This window comes from Paenibacillus sp. HWE-109 (genome assembly GCF_022163125.1).
GTDB lineage: Bacteria > Bacillota > Bacilli > Paenibacillales > NBRC-103111 > Paenibacillus_E.
Map to the genome: position 1 here is coordinate 1,788,539 of NZ_CP091881.1, position 22,043 is coordinate 1,810,581.

A 22,043-nucleotide genomic window follows, 5' to 3' on the forward strand; every position below is an offset into this window, starting at 1 on the left:
CGGGTTCGAGATGACCGTGCGACAGGACGTTTGATTTGATAGTATAGTAATCATATAACGGGAGGTCTTTACATGAAACCAATGGTTAAAAAAATGGCTGTCATCTTAACAGCAGCAGGACTGGTCGCTTCCTTGGCGGCTTGCAGCAAAGGAACGAATGAAGGACAAACGAAAGCTGGCACAGCAAGCAGCAAACCGGCAGCGCCAACGAACATCTCGATTACGACACTAGCTTTCGCCGCGGCACCAACGGGAGAGCTGGAAGCTGTCAAAAAGCTGAATGAGAAACTGAATGTCAATCTGAACCTGAGCTGGATTCCATCCGCTCAAATTTCGGAGAAATTAAATGCGCTGCTCGCATCCCGCGACTTGCCGGATGTCCTTTTTGTGGAAGATTTCAATGCAACGCCTGCGTTCCTGAATGCGATTGATCAAGGTGCTTTCTGGGAATTGAGTTCTTATATTAAAAACTACCCGAATTTGGCCAAATATCCGGAAAACGTCTACAAGAACGCTTCATTGAAAGGCAAACTGTACTCGCTTCCACGTGTTCGGCCGCTGGACGGCCATGAATCACTGCTGATCCGCAAAGACTGGCTGGATAAGCTTGGTTTGCAGCAGCCCAAAACGATGGATGAGCTGTACACAGTTCTCGAGGCATTCGCCAAAAAAGATCCGGATGGCAATGGCAAAGCCGATACCTACGGCGCTGTTATGCCTGGTTCTCCCGGGCCTTCCAGCTATGTGCTCTCCATGTTTGGAACGGGAACGAAGTGGAAGGATGAGAACGGCAGCTTAGTCCCTTACTGGTGGACGTCCCAAGCCAAAGACGCGTTGACATTCTGGAATAAAACATACAAAGCAGGAGGCATTCTACCTGATTTCCCTGTTCTAAAAACAGCGCAAATCAAAGATATGCTCGTGCAGGGGAAAGCAGGCGTGGCAATTGCAAATGTCATTGATGCTTACAAATACAACGTGGAACTGCAAAAAGTAAATCCACAGGCTAATCTTATTGCTGTTGAAATGCCAAAAGCGGCAGATGGCAAAGCTTACTATGAGCAAGCCAGCGGCTATTACGGACAATTCTTAATCAATAAAAAATCCGTGGACGAGGCGAAACTTAAGAAAATTCTTGAAGTTTACGACTATACGGCATCCGTTGAAGGATACAACTTGGCTGCTTATGGCATCAATGATGTTGACTACAAAGTGAAGCCGGACGGAAGTGTTGAGCAAACGGAAGAAGGCAAGAAAAAAGGCTATTCGGGCGATACGACAGGACAATGGGTAACCGGATACTTCGATAAGTATTCCAGAGCCAAAATTTCCGGCATTCCAACTGACGTGCTTGAACAAAACAAAAAAGTTATCGATACGATCAGTTCCATTCCAGATCCGACTTACGGCTTGATGAAATCTGCAGCATTCAAAGAAAAAGGCGCTGACTGGGATAAGAAGCTGAATGATATGATCGTGAACGTCATCATTGGGAAAAACTCCCTTGAGGACTGGGACAAATTCGTGAAACAATTTAAAGATGATACAAGCTTCCAACAGCATATTAAAGAAACTAACGACTTCTACAAAGAGAAAGCGAAATAAGAGAGTCGACAACCATTCAAACCCGATCGTGCCGTAATTTAGGCGTTGTCGGGTTTTCTCTTAGGGAGGAGAACTACGATGCAATCAACACAGCATTTGATACCAACAGCCAGACAGCTTGCTTTCCAGGATTGGGAGTTCGGACTGTTCCTGCACTTCGGTTTGCGGACTTTCTATGAGGGCTACCACGACTTCGATGAAAGAAAGATGGAGCCCTCGACCTTTCTTCCTTCACAGCTGGATTGTGAACAGTGGATTAGAACGGCCAAAGAGGCCGGTATGAATTATGCGGTACTAACCGCCAAACATCACGATGGTTTTTCGAATTGGCCGACGCGTTACTCGACATTCTCCGTAGCGGGTTCTCCGTGGAAAGAAGGGAAAGGCGATGTGGTTCGCGAATTCGTCGACGCTTGCCGGAAGTACGATATGAAGCCAGGGCTCTATTATTCGCCATTCGATGGCTCGGCCAATTTCTACAATCAGGACGCTAAAGCGTACGACGATTACTTCGTTAATCAGATTACAGAATTGTTGTCAGCGTACGGCGAGATCGACATTCTGTGGTTTGACGGCTGCGGTTCCGAAGAACATGAGTATGATTGGAAACGAATCATTGGTGAAATCCGCCGGCTGCAGCCTGGCATTCTCATTTTTAACATGGGAGACCCGGACTTTCGTTGGGTAGGCAATGAGGATGGCATCGCTCCGATACCTTGCTGGAATGTTGCTGATTCCACGGAGTTTTCGATTTTAACGGAAAAATTGGAGCAGTTGGAAGGCCAATTGTGGCTGCCTGCAGAGTGTGATGTTCAGCTGCGAGCCAATTGGTTTTATAGCGACAACGATGAGCATCTGATCAAAAGCAAAGATGAGCTGATGGGTCTATACGAGCTGTCTATCGGCAGGGGCGCTAACCTGCTGCTGAATATCGGACCTGACCGTGAAGGGAGACTTCCAGCTAAGGATATCGCGCGTTTGCTGGAGTTCGGTGCGGAAATTCGCAGCCAATTTGGCAGCCCAATCGCTACGCTTGAAGCGTGCGTGAGAGAGAATGACACATGGATTTATGAGCCGCAGGAGTCCCATCTGCTGGACTGCATTATCTTACAAGAGGATTTGTCGAACGGAGAGCATATCCGCCATTTTAAAATTACCATTATCAGTCATAAATCGAAGCGCCCCGTAACCCTCTATGAAGGTCAAAACATCGGACATAAGGCGATTATACGAATTCCAGCTGTTCAAGTAAGCGGCGTCCATATTGAAATTACCCAGCGGGATGGGGAAGTTTCACTACGCAATCTCAGCTTTCACCACACAGCCAAAAAGGGCGGTTGATTCTCATGTGCGCGCAAGATTTGAAACTATGGTACAAACAGCCTGCTGACGCTTGGGTGCAAGCACTTCCTGTTGGGAATGGACGGCTGGGCGCTATGGTATTCGGCAGGATTAAGGAAGAGCGGATGCAACTCAATGAAGATTCCCTATGGTATGGGGGACCTAAGACGAGAGAGCAGCCTGATGCGCACAAACATCTGGAAGAAATTCGTCGCTTGATGTTCGAAGGCCGCCCGCAAGATGCGGAATATTTGGCACGGATGGCGTTGACGGCGGCGCCCAAGTATTTGGCTCCTTATCAAACACTGGGGGATATCCACCTGTATTTTCGCGATATGGATGGAGACGTCCATGATTATGTGCGGGAACTGGATTTGGCGTCGGGCATTATCAAAGTGTCCTATAGATTGGGAGAAACAAAGTATCAAAGGGAAACTATGGTCAGCACGGTTGATCATGTGCTTGTTGTTAGGCTTACGTCAGATCGGCCTGGAGCACTTAGCTTCGCGGCTAATCTGAGTCGTCGTCCTTTCGAGGGAACGACAGGGCGAAAGGGTGCTGACAGCATCCAGATGAACGGTCAAAGCGGGCCTGATGGCGTCCGCTATTCAGCCCTGCTGCATGCTGCAGCAGAGGGCGGCGCGGTACGAATCATCGGTGATTACCTCTCTGTGGAGTCTGCTGATTGCGTAACCTTGTATGTGGCAGCGGCGACAACGTTTCGTTATGAAGATCCGCTTGCGATATGCTGTACACGTGTTGAAGCGGCTGCTGCCAAGGGGTTTGAGGCGATTCGCGAAGCGCATGATGCGGAGCATCGCGCGGTATTTGAGCGCGTTCAGTTGGAGATCGATGCGCCTGATGAGGATGGGTCTGAGCTGCCTACTGACGAGCGGCTGTTTCGTATTCGGGCTGGGGAATCAGATCACGGATTGACAGTGCTGTTTTTTCAATTCGGCCGTTATTTGCTCATGGCGAGCTCCCGTCCGGGTTCGTTGCCCGCTAATCTGCAAGGCATATGGAATGAAAGTCATACGCCCCCATGGGAAAGCGACTTTCATTTGAATATTAATTTGCAAATGAACTATTGGCTGGCTGAAGTTTGCAATCTAGCGGAATGCCACGAACCCGTATTCGACCTTCTGGATCGGCTGTGCGTGAATGGGCGAAAGACTGCCAAGGAGATTTACGGTGCCCGCGGCTTCACGGCGCATCATGCGACGAATCTATGGGCGGAGACGGACATTTGCGGCGTCTATGTGCCAGCTGTCTTTTGGCCAATGGGCGGCGCCTGGCTGTCTTTGCATCTATGGGAGCATTATCGATTTAATTTGGACATGGCGTTTCTCCGTAAACGGGCGTATCCGATTCTCAGGGAAGCGGCGCTGTTCTTTCTTGATTTTCTTGTGGAGGATGAGCAGGGTCGCCTTGTGACCGTTCCATCCCTCTCGCCAGAAAACACGTACCGTTTGCCAAGTGGCAATAGCGGCTGTCTCAGCATTGGACCATCGATGGATTCGCAAATCATTCATGCACTTTTTGGCGCCTGTGTGGAAGCAGGACGGCTGCTCGGCGAAGATGACTTGTTCCTTGAACAAGTGGCGGAGTCAAGGGGGCGTCTTCCTAAGCCTGCGATAGGTCAGCACGGACAGTTGATGGAATGGGCAGAAGATTATGAGGAGTTGGAACCTGGTCATCGTCATATCTCTCACTTGTTTGCTCTGCATCCGGGCGAGCAGATTACGATTCATCATACGCCTGAATTGGCGCAAGCAGCTCGCCTAACGCTGGAAAGACGGCTTGCCCACGGCGGGGGTCATACGGGTTGGAGCCGCGCATGGATCATCAACTTCTGGGCGAGGTTGAATGAGGGCGACCAGGCACATGCCAATGTTGTGGCACTGCTGGATCATGCTGTGCATCCGAATTTGTTTGGCGATCATCCGCCATTTCAAATTGATGCCAACTTCGGCGCGACGGCTGCGATAGCCGAAATGCTGCTTCAATCCCACAGGGATGAGATTGTACTGCTCCCCGCGCTGCCAAGCGCTTGGCCAAGCGGGCGTGTCCGCGGTTTGCGCGCCCGCGGCGGATATGAAGTCGGCATCGCGTGGTGTGATGGCGTATTTGCCAGAGGCACACTGCTTGCTGCGCAGAGTGGAACCTGTACGATTCGCAGCGCAGTTCCTCTTGCGGTAACCAATGAGGATGGCCGCGTGCTGGCTCGCCAATCGGCGGACAATCCAATCCTTCAATTCCCTGTGGAATTGGGGGGAAGATACGTGATCCTTCCCGCATAGCTGCGAGGGAAAGCAACTAAATTTCTTGATATATAAGAGTTTATATGTTTTGGAGTGAACGCGGAGTTACTCCAGCTGCCTCGCGCGGACGTAAGGGAACTACGGTGCGCTATTCTAGCCAAAAGTGTCATTATCGGGAGGTTGAGGGAACTACAGTACGTTATTTTGCTGTTTCATGGGAATTTTTACGTTTTTTGTGGATATAAGACCCTGTAGTTCCGCTATTACCCTCGTATCCCTACTTTATACCTAATTAGCGTCTCCTAGTTCCCTTACTAGGTTTTTCCGCTAAGAAGAGGCTGATTTATTATGGCGGCAAAGCCGTTTTTCTTAACCGAAGGAGGCTGACTCAAAAGGTTAGATTTGGAGTGAAATCTAACAGGAATTTCTCCTGCTATTTTGGCTTTACTAATTCTACACGGTCATCTAACTGGAAAATCTACCGCTAATTTAGTGGGAAATCGCTATTCGGTGAGAAATTATCAGAAATAACGGGAGATTTTCCATATAAACCGGGTTTTCATGCAAAAATACCTAAATTAACGGTAGCTTTTCCATGTAGTGCAATATCATTGAAAGAAAGAGGCTGCCCATAAGTCACTAAATTGACTTAGGGAACAGCCTCTTAATTTAAATCCGACTATTCCACTAAACTTTGTTTACAAAACAGGTGGAAATATTTACAATTAGAGCACGAGGGTTCTTATCACTCTGGAAGTCCATTTCATTTACAGGCAAAGGTGATGATTATGAGTACAACAAACCGAAGAATGATTCTGAATCTCATGCTGCACAATGCCGGATCGCATCGGGGAGCATGGCGTCATGCGAGCACCAAAGTTGAGGAGATCCATGACATCAAGCATTTCCAGCGGCTGGCGCAAAAGGCGGAAGCTGCACGAATTGATTCGCTTTTTCTGGCGGATGGCTTGTCGGTTGAAGTCAAAGCTGTTCAGCATGGCCCCATATTTGGCTTTGAACCGTTAACGTTATTATCGGCTATTGCGGCGGTGACAGAGAACATTGGATTAATCGCAACCATGTCTACGAGCTTCAATGAACCGTATAATGTGGCGAGATTATTCGCATCGTTAGATCATATTAGCGGAGGGCGCGCGGGGTGGAATATGGTGACGACAGGGGTGCAGCGAACAGCGCATAACTTCGGGATGGAGCAGCTGCCGTCGCATTCTCATCGCTACGCTAGGGCGCAGGAATTTGCCGATGTTGTACTCAAACTGTGGGATAGCTGGGAAGAAGATGCCCTTGTTCAAGATAAGGTGTCGGGAATTTATGCGAATGCCAATAAGGTCCATGATATTCATCATCAAGGTACTTACTTTACGGTGCGAGGTGCTCTTAACATTATGCGTCCGCCGCAAGGCAGGCCAATTCTTGTGCAGGCAGGCGCTTCTGACGAAGGGAAGAATTTGGCTGCGCGCTATGCCGAGCTTATCTTTACGGTTCAGCATACAATTGAGGAGGCTAGGCTTTTTTATCAAGATGTGAAAGCAAGGACGGCGAAGGAGGGGCGCTCTCCCGACAGCATCAAAATTTTGCCCGGTTTGCATGTTATCGTGGGAGCAACGGAAGCTGAAGCCAGGGAAAAGGCAAGCGAACTAAGTGAGCTGGGCTCCATCGAACGTTCCGTGATGTCCCTGTCCAACCTGCTGGGGATCGACTTTTCGGTGTATGCGCTCGATGACCCTTTCCCTGAACTGCCGGAATCAACCCAAGTCAATGCGTATCAAACTTTCTATCAAATGGTGCTTAACATTGTGCAAAAGGAGAAGCTGACGCTGCGGGAGTTTTTGACGAAACATTGGATCGGCAATGGTCAGCTCTGCATAGCAGGCACGGCTGAGCAAATAGCCGACGTGATGGAGGAATGGTATACGACCGGTGCGGCGGATGGCTTTAGTGTGATGCCTCAGCTGTCTTTTGGAGGCGTGGAGGATTTTCTGAACCTAGTCGTGCCGGAATTGCAGCGAAGAGGCTTGTTCCCGGAATCCTATGCGGGCGGTACATTGCGTGAGAATTTAGGTCTATAATAGGGATAAAAGGGGGAATCAAATATGACCATTCAGAACAAGTCCGAACAGTCCGAATATCCCAACCAACACTTGCTGGTCGATGCCCAGTGGGTGAAAGATAACAGCAGCAACCCAGATATCGTTGTTTTGGATACGCGAACGCAAGGCTATGAATCCGGGCATATCCCTGGAGCTATCAGTTTGCCTGTGAAGGTAGTAAAGGATGCAGAGCGTCCTGCCTTCGCTGCTCCAGAGATAACTCAACGCGAACTTGAGAAACGCGGAGTTAGTAGGGATACAACGATTATCGTTTACGACGATGGAGCGGGTGTATTTGCGACGCGCATTTTCTATGTGCTGGAATATTTCGGACTGAGGGATCGCGTGAAATTGCTGCACGGCGGTTACACGGCTTGGCTTGCAGCAGGCAACGCGGTGTCGACACAAGCTGCAGAGGTGGCAGAAGGAAGGATTAATCTGGTTGCTCAAGATCAGCTAGTCGTTACCAAAGAGCGTATACAAAAGGGTGTGGATAACGCCATTCTATTGGATGCTCGCTCAGCGCTCGAGTATACGGGAGCCGATCAGCGTACGAACCGGAAGGGCGGCCATATCAAGGGCGCGGTCCATAAAGAGTGGAAGGATGCGCTAAGCGCTGCCGACGGCAACGGTGTTGTACATTTCAAGAAGTACACAACATTAAAACAAGAGTTTGAAACGCTTGGCGTGCGACCTGACCACACGATTATTCCTTATTGCCAATCGAATCAGCGGGGAGCGCATACGTATTTTATTTTACGATTAATGGGTTATCCAGATATTCGCCCCTATGAGGGTTCGTGGGATGAGTGGGGAAATGACGAGCATACGGAATGTGTCCTTTAAAGGTTGAATAGAAAAGATCTATTTGACAGAATTTAGGGGCCGGTGTTACCATTCGGTTAATAACCAAGTAAACAAATTGGAATTTAATAAATTGACAGCAGGAGGAAGACCGATGAGTATTCAAAAAGTAACGGGCATTTCGCAAGAACGCAGGGAAAGAGCGTTTAGGGAAGCTTTGACGTACCCGCAATTTATTGAAAGTGCCCAAGTAAATGTCGACAGGCTGCAAGACAATTACGATCATTATGTCTTAAGCGAGCAGGAGCTTGCTTATTTCGCAGGGCTTGCCGAGCCTGTTCATGTGCTGGTTTTGGCTCATGACTGGTGTGGAGATGTCGTTGCTAATTTGCCGCTGTTTGCCAAGATTGAACAAGTGACAGGCAAGCTGAAGCTGCATATTTTGCTGCGTGACCCGGATAACCAAGATATTGCCGCCGCTTATTTGCAAGAGGATGGAAAAAATCATATTCCTACGTATGTCTTTTTTGATGAAGCGGGGGAGGAACTTGGGGTATTTATTGAACGCCCTGATGTGATAACGGCTCGTATTCGTGATTGGAAAGAAGAATTCTGGGAGCAGCATCCGCAGTGGCAGGGAAGGGATCTAGCTCTTGCTGAATTAGATGAAGATGTGCGCAGAGCTTTTCTTAATTATTTGAAAGAGCAGCGACCCAAAGAACGAAACCAGGAGCAAACGGCTATTATTGAATTCTTGCGCACGATTCTTAACTAGGAGGAGTTTCCGATGCCTAATCAAGCAGCTCCGGCATTAGATCAGAATCATGCTTTTCCAGGAAAGACGTATGCGGAAGTGGTGTTAAGCCCTGCCTATGACCACGCCAAAGAGCAGTTGCTAAGCCCAATGCTGGATATTCACAGAGCCCATTTGATTATGCTTCGCGAGCAGTCGTTAATTGATGAACAAGATGCCGACGCCATTGGACGCGCTCTGCAAGCGTTAGATGCCGAGCGGCTTCGCGCATCTTCCTATACGGGGGAATTTGAGGATCTATTCTTTGAAGTGGAGCAGGAGCTTCACTTGTTGGCCGGCGAAGCGGCAGGCAATCTGCACATCGGGCGCAGCCGCAATGATATGGGGATCGCGATTTATCGGCTCACGCTGAGAGAAAAGCTGCTGCATACGTTGGAATCTGCCTTATTTCTGGAAGAGCATCTGCTGCAGTTTGCGCGTTCGCATGTGGATACGATCATGATCGGCTATACGCATACGCAGCAAGCTCAGCCAACAACGTTAGGCCACTATACGGCAGCTGTATCGGATAGTTTAAGTCGCGATATCCGCCGATTGCAAAGTGCGTATGCGAATTGCAATCGCAGCAGCATGGGAGCGGCAGCGTTAACGACATCCGGATTTCCGCTGAACAGGCAGCGGATGGCAAAGCTGCTGGCTTTCGATGGTCTAATCGAGAATGCATACGATGCCGTTAGCGGAGCCGATTATGTCGGTGAAATCGCGACGGGCGTGCAGCTTGCAGCGATTAATCTGGGCCGTTTCATTCAAGAGCTGCTGCTGTGGAGCACGCAGGAATTCGCGGTGCTGCAGGTGGCGGCGCCCTATGTTCAAATCAGTTCGATCATGCCGCAGAAACGAAATCCGGTTTCGATTGAACATATGCGTTCACTCTTGTCCAGCTGTGTTGGTCTTACACAAACGGTTTTAAGTATGATACATAATACACCTTTCGGCGATATTGTTGATACGGAGGACGATATGCAGCCATACGCCTGGAAAAGTCTTGCCGTTCTCTCATCGGTGTATCGGCTATTGGCGAATGTGATCGCAACGCTATCCATCAACAAGGAGGCGCTGGAGGCTAGGGCAGAAGCAAGCTTCTCTACCGTCACGGAGCTGGCAGATACTTTGGTGCGGGAAGAGAAGCTTTCCTTCCGCACTGCCCATCATATTGTCAGTGCTTCTGTGCGCAAAGCGCTCGCTAACGGCAATGACAAACGATTCTTGACCTTGGGTGTGCTGAACGAGTCAGCGCTGGAGGTCATTGGCAGGAAGTTGTCATTCAATGAGGAGAAACTAGCGCTGGCCTTGAATGCCAAACATTTCGTTCAGGTCAGGACATTGATCGGAGGACCCAACGCCAACGAGGTGGAGCGGGCCTTGAATGGACAGACACAGCGATTAAACAATGATAAAGCGTGGCTCACCGATAAAAGAAGAGCCATACGCGCTGCACAAGAGAATGTTGAGCGCGAGCTTCAGAAGCTGTTCCTATAAGAATTGACCGGACACCCGGAGATGAGTTTTCTTCTGTTGAGAAGATAGGGCACATCTCCTTTTTGTTGTCCAAACTTACCCTTATGACCAAGAGACACAGAAGGAGGAAATACCATGTTGTTTAAAAATGGTTTCAAAGTGTTTGATTTGCACGCCCATCTGCCTTATCAATGGCCTTGGGCGGCGCGCAACGAATTTATTGAGCTTCACAAAGCGGAGCGCAACGAACGTATGCGCCTCACCTGGGATTTCCCCAACCAGCCCGATTCAGAAGAGGAAGCCAGCCGTCCGCTCGTAGATCGCTGGATAGATGAATTGGATCGCCATCAGATTGGCGGGATCAATTTCCTTACGGCCTGGAGCAATGATGATCTCGCTGCGCAAATACAGCAATATCCAGATCGTATGACGGGCTTTGCCCACCATTCGATAGAGGAGCCTAATGCGGCTGAGGAACTCCAGAGAGCTGTGGACGAACTTGGCTTGAAAGGCTATAAACTCTTCGGTCCCTTAGTGGAGCTTCCTTTTCATGATCCGAAACTGACCCCGGTTTGGCGCTTTTTGGCGGAAAGAAAGCTGCCGGTGCTGATCCATTTTGGACTTTTAGGTCATACGGGGGGCATTGCGCAGCATTTGAACATTAATCCTTTAGCAATCTTCAATGTAGCCAGGGAATATCCCGAAATTCCGTTCATTATTCCACACTTTGGTGCTGGGTACTTCCAAGAGCTGCTGCATTTGTGCTGGAGCTGCCCCAATGTACACATTGATACTTCGGGGTCCAATCAATGGATTCGCTGGAGTCCGTATGAATTGACACTGGAGACGTTATTTCGCAAGACGTACGAGCTGATTGGCCCTGAACGCATTCTTTTTGGAACGGATTCGAGTGCGTTTCCGCGAGGTTTCGTGAACCGTTACTTGCAGGATCAAGTAAGGGTAACAAGGGATCTGCGTTTTTCGGAAACAGACATCGAACTTATTTTTGGGAATAATGCCAGAAAACTGCTGAATATCAATCAGCCAACATATGTAAGTGGAGGAGAAAAAAGATGACAATCAATAACCGTACGACCAAGGGCGCGATCGTTTCATCCCTGGGATTTGTGATTTTGTTAACCGGATGCTCGGCAGGAGGCAGTCAGCCAACAGCGACGTCAGTGGCAGCCAGCACTAGTCCTAGTGCAACTCAGAGCGCTGCAGCAACCGCATCCAGCCCAGCTGAAAAGGTGACCATCGAATACTGGCAGTATCAGTTTCCCGCAAAGGTCGACCTGATCACAAAACTAATCGCCGATTTTCAAAAGCAAAATCCGAATATAGAAGTCAAGCAGACGAACTTCCCGTATGATCAGTACAACGAAAAAGTAGCCACGCTCGTTCCGGCGGGGAAAGGTCCGGATGTTATCAATCTGTACTATGGCTGGCTGCCCAAATACGTTGCATCCGGCTATCTGCAGCCTTTGCCGGACAGCGCCTTCTCCGAGGATAAAATCAAGGCAGAGTTCTTCCCGTTCGTGGACACAGCGAAGCTGAACGGCAAATATTATGCGATTCCGACAGCCGTTCGGACGCTCGCTTTATTTTACAATAAAGATCTATATACCAAGGCTGGGCTTGATCCGAACAAACCGCCTGCGACGTGGGATGAACTGGTTTCACAGGGCAAGAAGCTGACGGAAAAGGATAAAAACGGCCAATATGTCGTAGAAGGACTAGCTTGGCAGCCGAACGCTCAATTGCATCACTGGTTCCGCGATGCGCTCGTTTATCAGGCTGGCGGCAAAGATATCAGCGATGATCGACGCAAAGTTTTGTGGAAAGAAACACCTGCGGGCCTAGAGGCATTCAAATATTTAATTGACCTGTCATTTGTGCATCAATTGGGCACCAAGGACTTCTACAATGATGATATTACAGCGTTTAAAGGCGGTCATGCCGCAATTACGATCGACGGATCTTTCCAGCTTGGCGCGATCAAAAAGGATGCTCCAAATTTGAATTATGCCATCGCCCCACTGCCTTCATATAAAGATAAAGCGACACAGGTGTCCTTCTGGGCGAATGCCATCACCAAAAACGTGCAGGGCAAAAAGCTTGAAGCCGCAACGAAGTTCTTGCAATTTCTGACAAGCAAAGAAGTGCAGGAGCAGTGGGTTGAGAAGGTAGGGGAACTCCCGGCCAAGAAGGATGTAGCGCTGCAAGATATCTATAAAAAGGATGAGAAACTGGGGCCGTTCATTAGCCAACTGTCTTATGCGCATGCGCACTATTTTGTAGATGAGAAGTTGGAAAAAGACTATTTCACGGATGCCGTCGATCAAGTGGTATTGAACAAAGTACCCTACGACAAAGCTTATGACGAGCTCGTTGCCAAAACGCAAAAGCTATATGACGAGTATTGGGCCAAACAGGATAAAAAATAATGGTCAGGCATAAGTATGTCTTCGTCTACAGCTGCTTGCTGATTCCATTATTGTTTTTTCTAGGCATTCGTATCGCGCCTATCTTGTATTCGTTCAACATCAGTGTGCGGGAGTGGGATATGCTGTCGGAAGAAAAGCCCTTCATTGGGCTGCAAAATTTTGTTCAGCTGTTTCACGATGAGATCTTTCTCATTGCCTTGCGGAACACGGTTAAATACGTTGTTATTGGTGTGCCGGTGCAGCTGCTGGCTGGTCTCGCTATTGCGCTTTTGCTGCAGCGGGTGAATCGCTTCAAAGGTTTATTTCGCACCTTGTATTTTATCCCATATGTCACAAGTGTTGTAGCTGTTAGTTGGGTGTTTCGATGGACGCTGTTGAAGAATGGCATTGTGAATGCTTGGCTGATTAAAATTGGTTTGGAACCGCAGCTCTTTCTCGGCTCACCTTCCCAAGGGATCTATGTCGTTATTGCTGTTATGATTTGGCAAAGTGTCGGTTTCCAAATGCTGATTTTCCTAACAGGCTTGGAGACGATCCCCAAATCCTATGAGGAAGCGGCGGCCATTGATGGCGCGAATAGTTGGCAGCGACTGTGGCATATCACCTTGCCCTTGCTGAACCCAGTCATTGTATTTTCGGTTGTCATCGCCAGTATAAGTTTCCTGCAATCTTTTACACAGATCTTAAATATGACAGGCGGAGGGCCGCTGAACTCAACTATATCTATGGTGCTTTATATTTATAATTTGGCTTTTAAGCATTTCAAAATGGGAGAGGCTGCCGCAGCAACCATCATCCTGTTCGTCATCATTCTCTCGTTGTCCCTGATCCAAATGAAAGTGCTGAACAGGCGAGTCGATTATGAGTAAAGGAGGTGGGGTTCTGCGTAAAGCAGCTTGGTATTTGCTATTGAGTGTGGGCAGTATCGGGATGATTTTTCCGCTGGTTTGGATGATTGCTACGTCGTTGAAGGATTCAACGGACGCTTTCTCGCTAAGCGTGATACCGACGGGGCTGACACTAGACAATTATGTGGAAGTGTTTAAAAAGACCCCGTTCACCCAGTGGGTTCGAAACAGCTTGGTTGTCGCTGTGATCACAACGTTAAGTGTTTGTCTTTTTGATACAGTCATCGGCTATGTATTGGCTAAATTCACTTTTGTCGGCAAGAAGCTGATTTTTGTTGCGATCCTTAGTACGCTGATGGTCCCTACCGAAATGTTGATCATTCCTTGGTATTTGCTGACGGTCAAGTTCGGGTGGGTAGATTCCTATGCGGGCATTTTATTTCCGGGCTTGATCTCGGCGTTTGGTATCTTCCTGATGAAACAGTTCTTGGAATCATTGCCTAGCGATCTATTGGATGCGGCCCGAATCGATGGCATGAACGAGTGGAGCATCATGCTGCGCATTGCCGTTCCGCTTGTGAAGCCGGCGCTCGCTACCTTGTGCATCCTGTCTTTCTTAGGCAGCTGGAACGCGTTTATCTGGCCGCTGATCGTCACACAAACTCCGGAGCATCTGACGATTCCGGTAGGGATTTCTTATTTCTCCAGCGAGCTGAAAGACCGCGCCAGCTGGGTGTTGGTAATGACTGGCGCCTCTTTGTCGGTCATCCCGCTCATTGTCTTGTTTTTCGTTTTCCAGAAACAGATTATTCGGGGAATTGCTTTGACGGGTTTTAAATAAGTGAAAAGACCGACCAACTTCTGCAGTGTGTGATGCTGTGGTTTGTTGGGCGGTTTTTTGGTGTTGTGGAGTGGGTATCAGAGGCGATAAGGGGTGAGCGAGGGGAGCGGAGAAGATGGAAACGGGTGAAGTGAAACAATGGCGACGAAAGGGGGGGAATATGACAGCGGGAAGTGCTTATTTGTTCGAATGGCACCTGTTTGGGAGGCATAGGCAAGATGCAAGTGCTTATTATTCTTTTATGTGCCCGGCATGCCAGTGAATGCAGCGAATAGGCACGTTATGTGGCCTTATCATAGGCTAAATGGGAGAGTAGGCGGGAATAAGACCACCTCCCTTGCTTATTTATCGCCGAGCAGCAAATTTAAGAGAACTAAGCTTAAGGCTAGTTTTTCTGAGAAATTGATGCGGAACGAGGAGGCGTTATTTCTCTCAAATCTACGCGCAAAAGGTGTGGCTGCGGATCGTCGATCCCTTGAAGCCGAAATTTGTCTGGGGGATGGAGTTTAATAGCTGGTTGGGAGAACACTGGGAGTAGCAGTGAGGGAGAGTAGCTAAAAGCTAGGACGGATGTGGCAGCACGGCGAAAGTGAAAGGGAAGAGGATCCATCGGAGGCGATATTGGGTAGGCTAAAGTGAAAGGGACGAGGATCTATCAAAGGCGATATTGGGTAGGCGAAGGGCAGAAAAGGCAGCTGGAAGTGCCGAATCCACGGAGATAACGCTGAAAAACATCGCTAACGCTAAGGCAGGACAGGAATCGGAGTCTGTAAGGCTGAAAAACAACCTTAACAGCAGGGAAAAGGCCAAATGTATCTGAGTCAATAGAGTGGACACAAAAAAAAGAGCTAAGAAATCAGTTTTATTTGCTTGTAGTACTGGGATTCAAACTTGTCTGGAGACAAATAGCCAAGCTTGCTGTGCGTACGTTTCCTATTGTAAAAAAACTCAATGTACCAGTAGATTCGTTGGTGTGCTTCTTGGCGGCTTTGAAATTTATATCTGTACACTAATTCCCGCTTGAGAATGCTGTGAAAAGCCTCTATACAAGCGTTATCGTAGCAATTGCCTTTACGGCTCATACTACGAATCATATGGTATTCTTTCAGTTGTTTACGGTACTCATTAGATGCATACTGCGATCCCCGGTCTGAATGATGGATAAGGCCTTTAGGCGGCCTTTTGGCTTCGTATGCTTGATTTAAGGCGTCTAGCGTCAGTTCCACGGTCATACGATTGCCAAGCTGCCAGCCAACGATTTTGCGGGTAAACAAGTCAAGAACGCTTGCTAAATAAAGGTTTCCTTGACGTGTATGGATGTACGTGATGTCGGTAACCCATACTTGATTCGGTCTTGTACACACATCAAAATGCTGATTTAACCAATTTGGCGCAATCGGGTGGCTGTGATTGGAATCCGTTGTTTGCACCTTGAATTTCCCTATAGCTTGTGAGCGTAAACCCTTCTTTTTCATGATACGCCCAACCGTTTTGACAGCGACTTTGAAACCTTTTTTTCTCAGTTCCTTTGTGATTTTCGGACTCCCGTAATTCCGATCCGATTCCAAATACTCCTTTTCCACCTCTTTAGCCAACGCTTCGCGGTGCTTTTTCCGCTCACTTGGGGGTGTGGTTCGCCATTTATAATAGCCGCTCTTGGATACACCTAGTACGCTGCACATCTTCTCAACTCGAAATGTTGAACGGTGGTCATCAATGAACTTGAATCTCACTTCGGGTCTTTGCTGAAGATGTGCAGCGCCTTTTTTAAGATAGCTAGTTCTTCCTCTAGGTCTTTGTTGCGTTGTTCCAAGTCTTTCACGAACTGATCATGGCTACGTAGATTGCCACTTCCTACGAAGGGCTCATCTGGAAATTGGCGATATTTACTGACCCAACTGCTCAATGTCTTCGCTGGAATGTTCAATTCGCTTGCAATATCCGGAATCGATTTACTATGTTGTTGAATGTACTTAACCGTTTCTTCTTTGAACTTTTGATTGTACCGTTGGCGGAATTCATTCATCTCGGACACCTCGTCATTTAGATAGGTCTATTATCTAATTTCCCAATTCGCTGTGTCCACTGTTAAGTCTAAATGCAAAATGAGTGCCGAATCCACGGAGATAACGCTGAAAACATCGCTAACGCTAAGGCAGGATAGAAATCGGCATCTGTAAGGCTGAAAAACAGCCTTAACAGCAGGGAAAGGCCAAATGAGTGCCGAATCCACGGAGATAACGCTGAAAAACATCGCTAACGCTAAGGCAGGATAGAAATCGGCATCTGTAAGGCTGAAAAACAGCCTTAACAGCAGGGAAAAGGCCAAATGAGTGCCGAATCCACGGAGATAACGCTGAAAAACATCGTTAACACTAAGGCAGGACAGAAATCGGAGTCTGTAAGGCTGAAAAACAACCTTAACAGCAGGGAAAAGGCCAGAAGAGTGCCGAATCCACGGAGATAACGCTGAAAAACATCGCTAACGCTAAGGCAGGACAGGAATCGGCATCTGTAAGGCTGAAAAACAGCCTTAACAGCAGGGTAAAGGCCAGAAGAGTGCCGAATCCACGGAGATAACGCTGAAAAACATCGCTAACGCTAAGGCAGGACAGGAATCGGCATCTGTAAGGCCGAAAAACAACCTTAACAGCAGGGAAAAGGCCAGAAGAGTGCCGAATCCACGGAGATAACGCTGAAAAACATCGCTAACGCTAAGGCAGGACAGGAATCGGCATCTGTAAGGCTGAAAAACAACCTTAACAGCAGGGAAAAGGCCAAATGAGTGCCGAATCCACAGGAGGTTTTCCCGGTAACGCGCAAAGTACCTTCCATGATAAGTTAATTTATCCCATAATCTTGATAAACCAACCCTTTAATCTTAATTTCTCCCCTTTCAAAAGGGGGGTTATTTTTCTATGATGGTTCTATCAACTACGAATACACGCCAGATTCACAAGGAAAGGAGTTTTCGAGTACTAATAATGCAAACGCTTACGCATTGAGAGTGGACAACGAAACTGAACGGATTTAACTATACGGGAGGTAAAAGATGCGAAAGATAAGTAAAATTGTTTCATCAATTTCTGTGATGGCTGTTGCTCTTAGTTTATTGATTCCTGGCGTTTCCAAGGCGGCTACGCCAATTACGGAGGCCAACTCATCGATTTTTGGCCCCAATGTATATGTGTTTGATCCTTCGATGTCGGCCTCTGACATTCAAGGCATTACGAATTCGGTGTTCAGCCGACAAGAGTCCAACGAGTTTGGAAACGAAAGAGATGCCTTCCTGTTCAAGCCAGGCAGCTATAATGTTAACTTCAATGTTGGTTTTAACACGCAAGTGGTGGGGCTCGGTCGGAATCCAGGGGATGTGACGATCAACGGCGGTTTGAATGTGAATGCGGACTGGGATAACGGCAATGCGACCCGCAATTTCTGGCGGTCGATCGAGAACCTGACGATTGCGCCATCAAGCGGCAAAACGCAAATTGCGGTTTCACAGGCTGCGCCTCTTCGTAGGCTTCATATCAAGGGCGAGCTGCAATTGTTTGATTTTGATGCGAATTGGAATGCTGGATGGGCAAGCGGAGGATTTCTCGCAGATTCGATTGTAGACAACGCGATCGTGCCAGCTTCACAGCAGCAATGGTTAACGCGAAACAGCCAATATGCCAGTTGGTCCAACGGGGTTTGGAACATGGTATTCGTTGGTGATGCCAAACCGCCTGCTGGTCAATTCCCGGATCCACCTTACACGGTAGTGGAAAAAACGCCAATTATTCGTGAGAAACCTTATGTGTATATCAATGATGCTGGGCAGTACCAGGTGTTCGTACCCTCGCTTCAAACGAATACGCAGGGAGTTAGCTGGGCGAATGGCTCGACGCCAGGCCAATCGATTGGAATCGATCAGTTCTACATAGCGCGTCCGGATACTTCCAATGCGGCCAGTATTAATGAAGCGCTAGGGCAGGGCAAGAATCTTTTATTTACGCCGGGAATCTATCACTTGAATGATACGATTCGTATCAATAATGCCAATACAGTCGTACTCGGTCTAGGGCTTCCTACGTTAATACCGGATACTGGCAAAGCGATAATGACAGTTGCTGACGTCGATGGCGTGAAGATTGCAGGTCTTGTTTATGAAGCAGGGCCCATCACATCGGCTACTCTTCTCGAAGTTGGTCCTACCGGCAGCGCAGCGGATCATTCGGCTAATCCCACTTCGCTGCATGATATTTTCTTCCGAACAGGCGGTGCTACGGCGGGGTCCAATGATGTGGCGCTCAAGATTAACAGCAATCAGGTGATCGGTGATCATTTCTGGTTGTGGCGCGCAGACCATGGCGCTGGGGCTGCATGGACGAACAACGTTTCGAAGAACGGTCTCGTCGTGAATGGCAACAATGTCACTCTGTATGGCCTGTTTAATGAACACCATAATGAGTATCAAACGTTGTGGAATGGCAATGGCGGGCGGGTCTACTTTTATCAATCAGAAATTCCTTATGATGTTCCCAATCAAGCAGCTTGGATGAGTCAAAACGGAACCGTCAAGGGGTATGCTTCTTATAAGGTTGCTGATTCTGTAACCAGTCATGAAGCTTGGGGCCTTGGTGTGTACGCATACTTCAAAGATGCGGCTGTTAAGCTCGAGAGCGCAATTGAAGTACCAAAAGTGGATGGTGTAAAAATTCACCATGCGACAACGATTTGGTTGAACGGAACGCCTGGCAGCGAAATCACGCATATTATCAACTCAACCGGAGGCAGCGTTTATGCCAATTCACCGGGTAATGCGATGCGGCAAACGGTAACGGAATTCATTGGCTCGGACGCTGGAGATACGACTGCGCCAACAGTGCCGGCGAATTTGACGGCTACGGTGAATTCGAGCAGCCAAATCAATTTGAGCTGGACTGCTTCCACTGACAACGTGGGCGTAGCTGGCTATGAAGTGTATCGAAATGGATTGCTTATCGCAACACCAGCTTCGAACTCGTATAATGACACAGGGTTAGCTGAAGCAACAGCCTACACGTATACGGTTAAGGCAAAAGATGCGGCAGGCAACGTATCCGCAGCCAGCAATACGGCGAGCGGAACAACACCGGCCAAACCGTTGGACCGCACGGGCTGGACAGCGACTTCATCCCCGACAAGCGGAGATGGTGCGGCGAATCTGATCGATGGCTCCATGAATACGCGTTGGAGCACAGGAACGGTGATGGTTCTAGGGCAATCTTTTACACTGGATATGAAAGCGGTCAAAAGCATTTATAAGATTGTGATGGACTCAACTGGAAGCAGTCAAGATTATGCGCGTGGCTATGAGGTGTATGTTTCTACAGATGGCACGAACTGGGGCAGTCCAATTGCCAGCGGAACAGGCACTGGACCCGTCGTTACAGCCAATTTCTCAGCGCAAAATGCTCGTTATATCAAGGTTGTACAAACGGGAACATCGTCAAGTTGGTGGTCTGTCAGGGAAGTCAATGTATTTGGCAGTACGACTGCTGGCACATCATTGACGGGACCGTCTACGGTTGCTGGCGGGCAATCTTTTGATACAACATTAGTCGTTAATGGAGTTGCGACAAGTGTCTACGCACAAGATATCAGCATAGGATTCGATGGAAATCTGCTGGAATTCGTTTCTGCGGATGCAGTGAAGGAGGGTTTAATCCTCGTAGATAAGAAGCTGGAATCCAATAAAATTCGCTTGATCACAGCCAATGTAAGCGGCACAAGCACCAATGGCGAATTGATTAAGCTTCATTGGAAAGCGAAGTCGCCAGAGGATCTTGCGAATACAGTCATTACGCTAACGCAATTGACGCTGGCGGATGGGCAAGGGATTGAAGTGCAAATGGATGGTGCTACTCATCCGTTAGCGATTAAAGCAAGTGTTGATCTTACGGCGCTTAATACGCGAATTGCAGATGCGCAAGCTGCGTATGATGCGGCAGTTGAAGGCACACAAGCTGGTCAATATCCAGCCGGAGCGAAAGCTGCGCTGCAAGCGGCAATTAATCAAGCGAAAGCAGTCGCTGCGAACCCTGATGCGACGCGTCAACAAGTGGCGCAAGCCGTAACAACACTGAATGCAGCGTTGCAAACATTTACGCAATCCGTTAATACCAGAACACCTGGGGACACGAACGGAGATGGCAAATTCTCCATTGGCGATTTGGCCATTGTTGCAGCTGCTTATGGGAAAACTTCTGCTGATCCAGATTGGGAACAATACAAGAAGGCAGATTATAACAATGATAATCAAGTGGATATCCAAGATTTGGCTGCGGTTGCACAAAAAATATTGCAATAGTTTGATGTAACATCCAACAGGTAAAACTCCGCCATGACTGATACGAAATGTATCTTGCGTGGCGGGTTTTCCTGTTAGTTATCCATACACATTATGATGGAGATGGGGGAATCCGAATGGGCTTGCGGAAATGGGGTACCCGTTGTTTGGCGTTACTGATTCTACTTACGATGAATCTTCCATTCGCATCTGCGGCAACGGAAGTAGATAAGCAACCTGTTTATACGTTATCCGTCTCGAATGATACGCCTTCCAAAGGCGATACGGTGGAAGTTCTGATCAAAGGAAGCCATCTCAAAGATCTCTATGCTTTTGAAATTAATCTGGATGTGGATGCCACAAAATTGAAACTGATAGAAGCTAAGACAGAGGTAGCGGGATTTTCGGTTGGACCTATTCAAAAGGAGAATCACATTCAACTTGCGCATACACGTGTTGGTCAAGTCAAGGGAATCGACGGTGATCAAATCTTATATAAAGTGAAGTTCGAAGCCGTTCGCTATGGACAAGTTGAGCTGCGCATCAGCAAGGTGAAGACTGTCGATTCGGCACTTGCAAGTGCGACACTTCAGATAGATGCTAAGCATAATTTTACGATAAAAAGTCCTTATCTATTCGATGATCTAGATGATTTCGAATGGGCCATTAAAGCCATTGAAGCACTGGCCAAAGCCGGCATCGTTACTGGCACCTCGGATCGTATGTTCAGTCCGGATGCTTCGATAACGCGCGCAGATTTTGTTGTTCTGCTTATGCGGACACTGAAGCTCAAGGGCGAGGCAGGTCAGAGCTTCGATGATGTGCAGGACGGCCTGTACTATACAACAGCATTGGCGCAGGCTAGAGGTTTGGATATTGTACAAGGGGACGAAAGTAACAATTTCCGGCCCCAAGCCTCAATTACAAGAGAGGATATGATGGTGCTTACGGATCGGGCACTGCACGCGGCGCAATTAAGCCTAGCAACCAGTGAATCCGTTCTAAGTGAGTTCAATGACGTGTCCATTATTTCCGATTATGCCATCGGCAGTGTTGCGATACTCGTGAAACTTGGACTGATTCAAGGATATGATCAGGGCATCCATCCGAAAGAAACATCCAATCGGGCGCAGGCTGCGATGCTGATCCAAAATCTGCTTGCGTACGTGGAGCAGCAACGTTAGAGAGGAAAGTTCTTCG

Annotated in this window: 13 protein-coding genes and 1 pseudogene; 13 read left to right on the top strand and 1 reads right to left on the bottom strand. The window is 48.2% G+C overall.

All coding sequences use genetic code 11. The features are described 5' to 3' along the window. Window positions 1–72: 72 nt before the first annotated feature. The 11 genes from LOZ80_RS07165 (at window position 73) to LOZ80_RS07215 (ending at window position 14,530) form a co-directional block, all read left to right on the top strand. Window positions 73–1,605, top strand: coding sequence for a type 2 periplasmic-binding domain-containing protein (locus LOZ80_RS07165; protein WP_238170781.1), 1,533 nt, complete (start codon window positions 73–75; stop codon window positions 1,603–1,605). Between the two features lie 78 nt (window positions 1,606–1,683). Beyond that, the gene (locus LOZ80_RS07170) at window positions 1,684–2,946 is read left to right on the top strand and encodes an alpha-L-fucosidase (RefSeq protein ID WP_238170782.1); all 1,263 of its coding nucleotides are present in this window, start codon (window positions 1,684–1,686) and stop codon (window positions 2,944–2,946) included. Between the two features lie 5 nt (window positions 2,947–2,951). After that, entirely contained in the window at window positions 2,952–5,246 is a 2,295-nt protein-coding gene (locus tag LOZ80_RS07175; protein WP_238170783.1) for a glycoside hydrolase family 95 protein, read from the top strand. 749 nt (window positions 5,247–5,995) lie between these two features. Continuing rightward, on the top strand, window positions 5,996–7,297 hold the full coding sequence (locus LOZ80_RS07180) for an LLM class flavin-dependent oxidoreductase (protein WP_238170784.1): 1,302 nt from the start codon (window positions 5,996–5,998) through the stop codon (window positions 7,295–7,297). A 24-nt stretch (window positions 7,298–7,321) separates the two neighbouring features. After that, complete coding sequence (locus LOZ80_RS07185; RefSeq protein WP_238170785.1) at window positions 7,322–8,164, top strand: sulfurtransferase; 843 nt, start codon at window positions 7,322–7,324, stop codon at window positions 8,162–8,164. 112 nt (window positions 8,165–8,276) lie between these two features. Beyond that, on the top strand, window positions 8,277–8,897 hold the full coding sequence (locus LOZ80_RS07190) for a thioredoxin family protein (protein ID WP_238170787.1): 621 nt from the start codon (window positions 8,277–8,279) through the stop codon (window positions 8,895–8,897). Window positions 8,898–8,909: 12 nt separating this feature from the next. Then, window positions 8,910–10,415: an argininosuccinate lyase gene (gene argH, locus LOZ80_RS07195; protein WP_238170788.1), complete on the top strand. Its 1,506-nt coding sequence runs from the start codon at window positions 8,910–8,912 to the stop codon at window positions 10,413–10,415. Window positions 10,416–10,529: 114 nt separating this feature from the next. After that, entirely contained in the window at window positions 10,530–11,471 is a 942-nt protein-coding gene (locus LOZ80_RS07200; RefSeq protein WP_238170789.1) for an amidohydrolase family protein, read from the top strand. Next, window positions 11,468–12,841, top strand: a complete 1,374-nt coding sequence (locus LOZ80_RS07205) for a sugar ABC transporter substrate-binding protein (RefSeq protein ID WP_238170790.1) — start codon at window positions 11,468–11,470, stop codon at window positions 12,839–12,841. Before LOZ80_RS07200 ends, LOZ80_RS07205 begins: the two co-directional genes overlap by 4 nt. Then, complete coding sequence (locus LOZ80_RS07210) at window positions 12,841–13,710, top strand: carbohydrate ABC transporter permease (RefSeq protein WP_238170791.1); 870 nt, start codon at window positions 12,841–12,843, stop codon at window positions 13,708–13,710. The genes LOZ80_RS07205 and LOZ80_RS07210 overlap by 1 nt, the downstream gene beginning before the upstream one ends. Continuing rightward, window positions 13,703–14,530, top strand: a complete 828-nt coding sequence (locus LOZ80_RS07215; RefSeq protein WP_238170792.1) for a carbohydrate ABC transporter permease — start codon at window positions 13,703–13,705, stop codon at window positions 14,528–14,530. The genes LOZ80_RS07210 and LOZ80_RS07215 overlap by 8 nt, the downstream gene beginning before the upstream one ends. An 848-nt stretch (window positions 14,531–15,378) precedes the next feature. Here LOZ80_RS07215 and LOZ80_RS07220 read toward each other — a convergent pair. Continuing rightward, window positions 15,379–16,556: pseudogene (locus tag LOZ80_RS07220) on the bottom strand (IS3 family transposase). Between the two features lie 1,026 nt (window positions 16,557–17,582). Here LOZ80_RS07220 and LOZ80_RS07230 point away from each other — a divergent pair. Continuing rightward, complete coding sequence (locus tag LOZ80_RS07230; RefSeq protein ID WP_238170794.1) at window positions 17,583–20,864, top strand: discoidin domain-containing protein; 3,282 nt, start codon at window positions 17,583–17,585, stop codon at window positions 20,862–20,864. Window positions 20,865–20,980: 116 nt separating this feature from the next. Next, window positions 20,981–22,027, top strand: coding sequence for an S-layer homology domain-containing protein (locus tag LOZ80_RS07235; protein WP_238170795.1), 1,047 nt, complete (start codon window positions 20,981–20,983; stop codon window positions 22,025–22,027). Window positions 22,028–22,043: the final 16 nt, after the last annotated feature.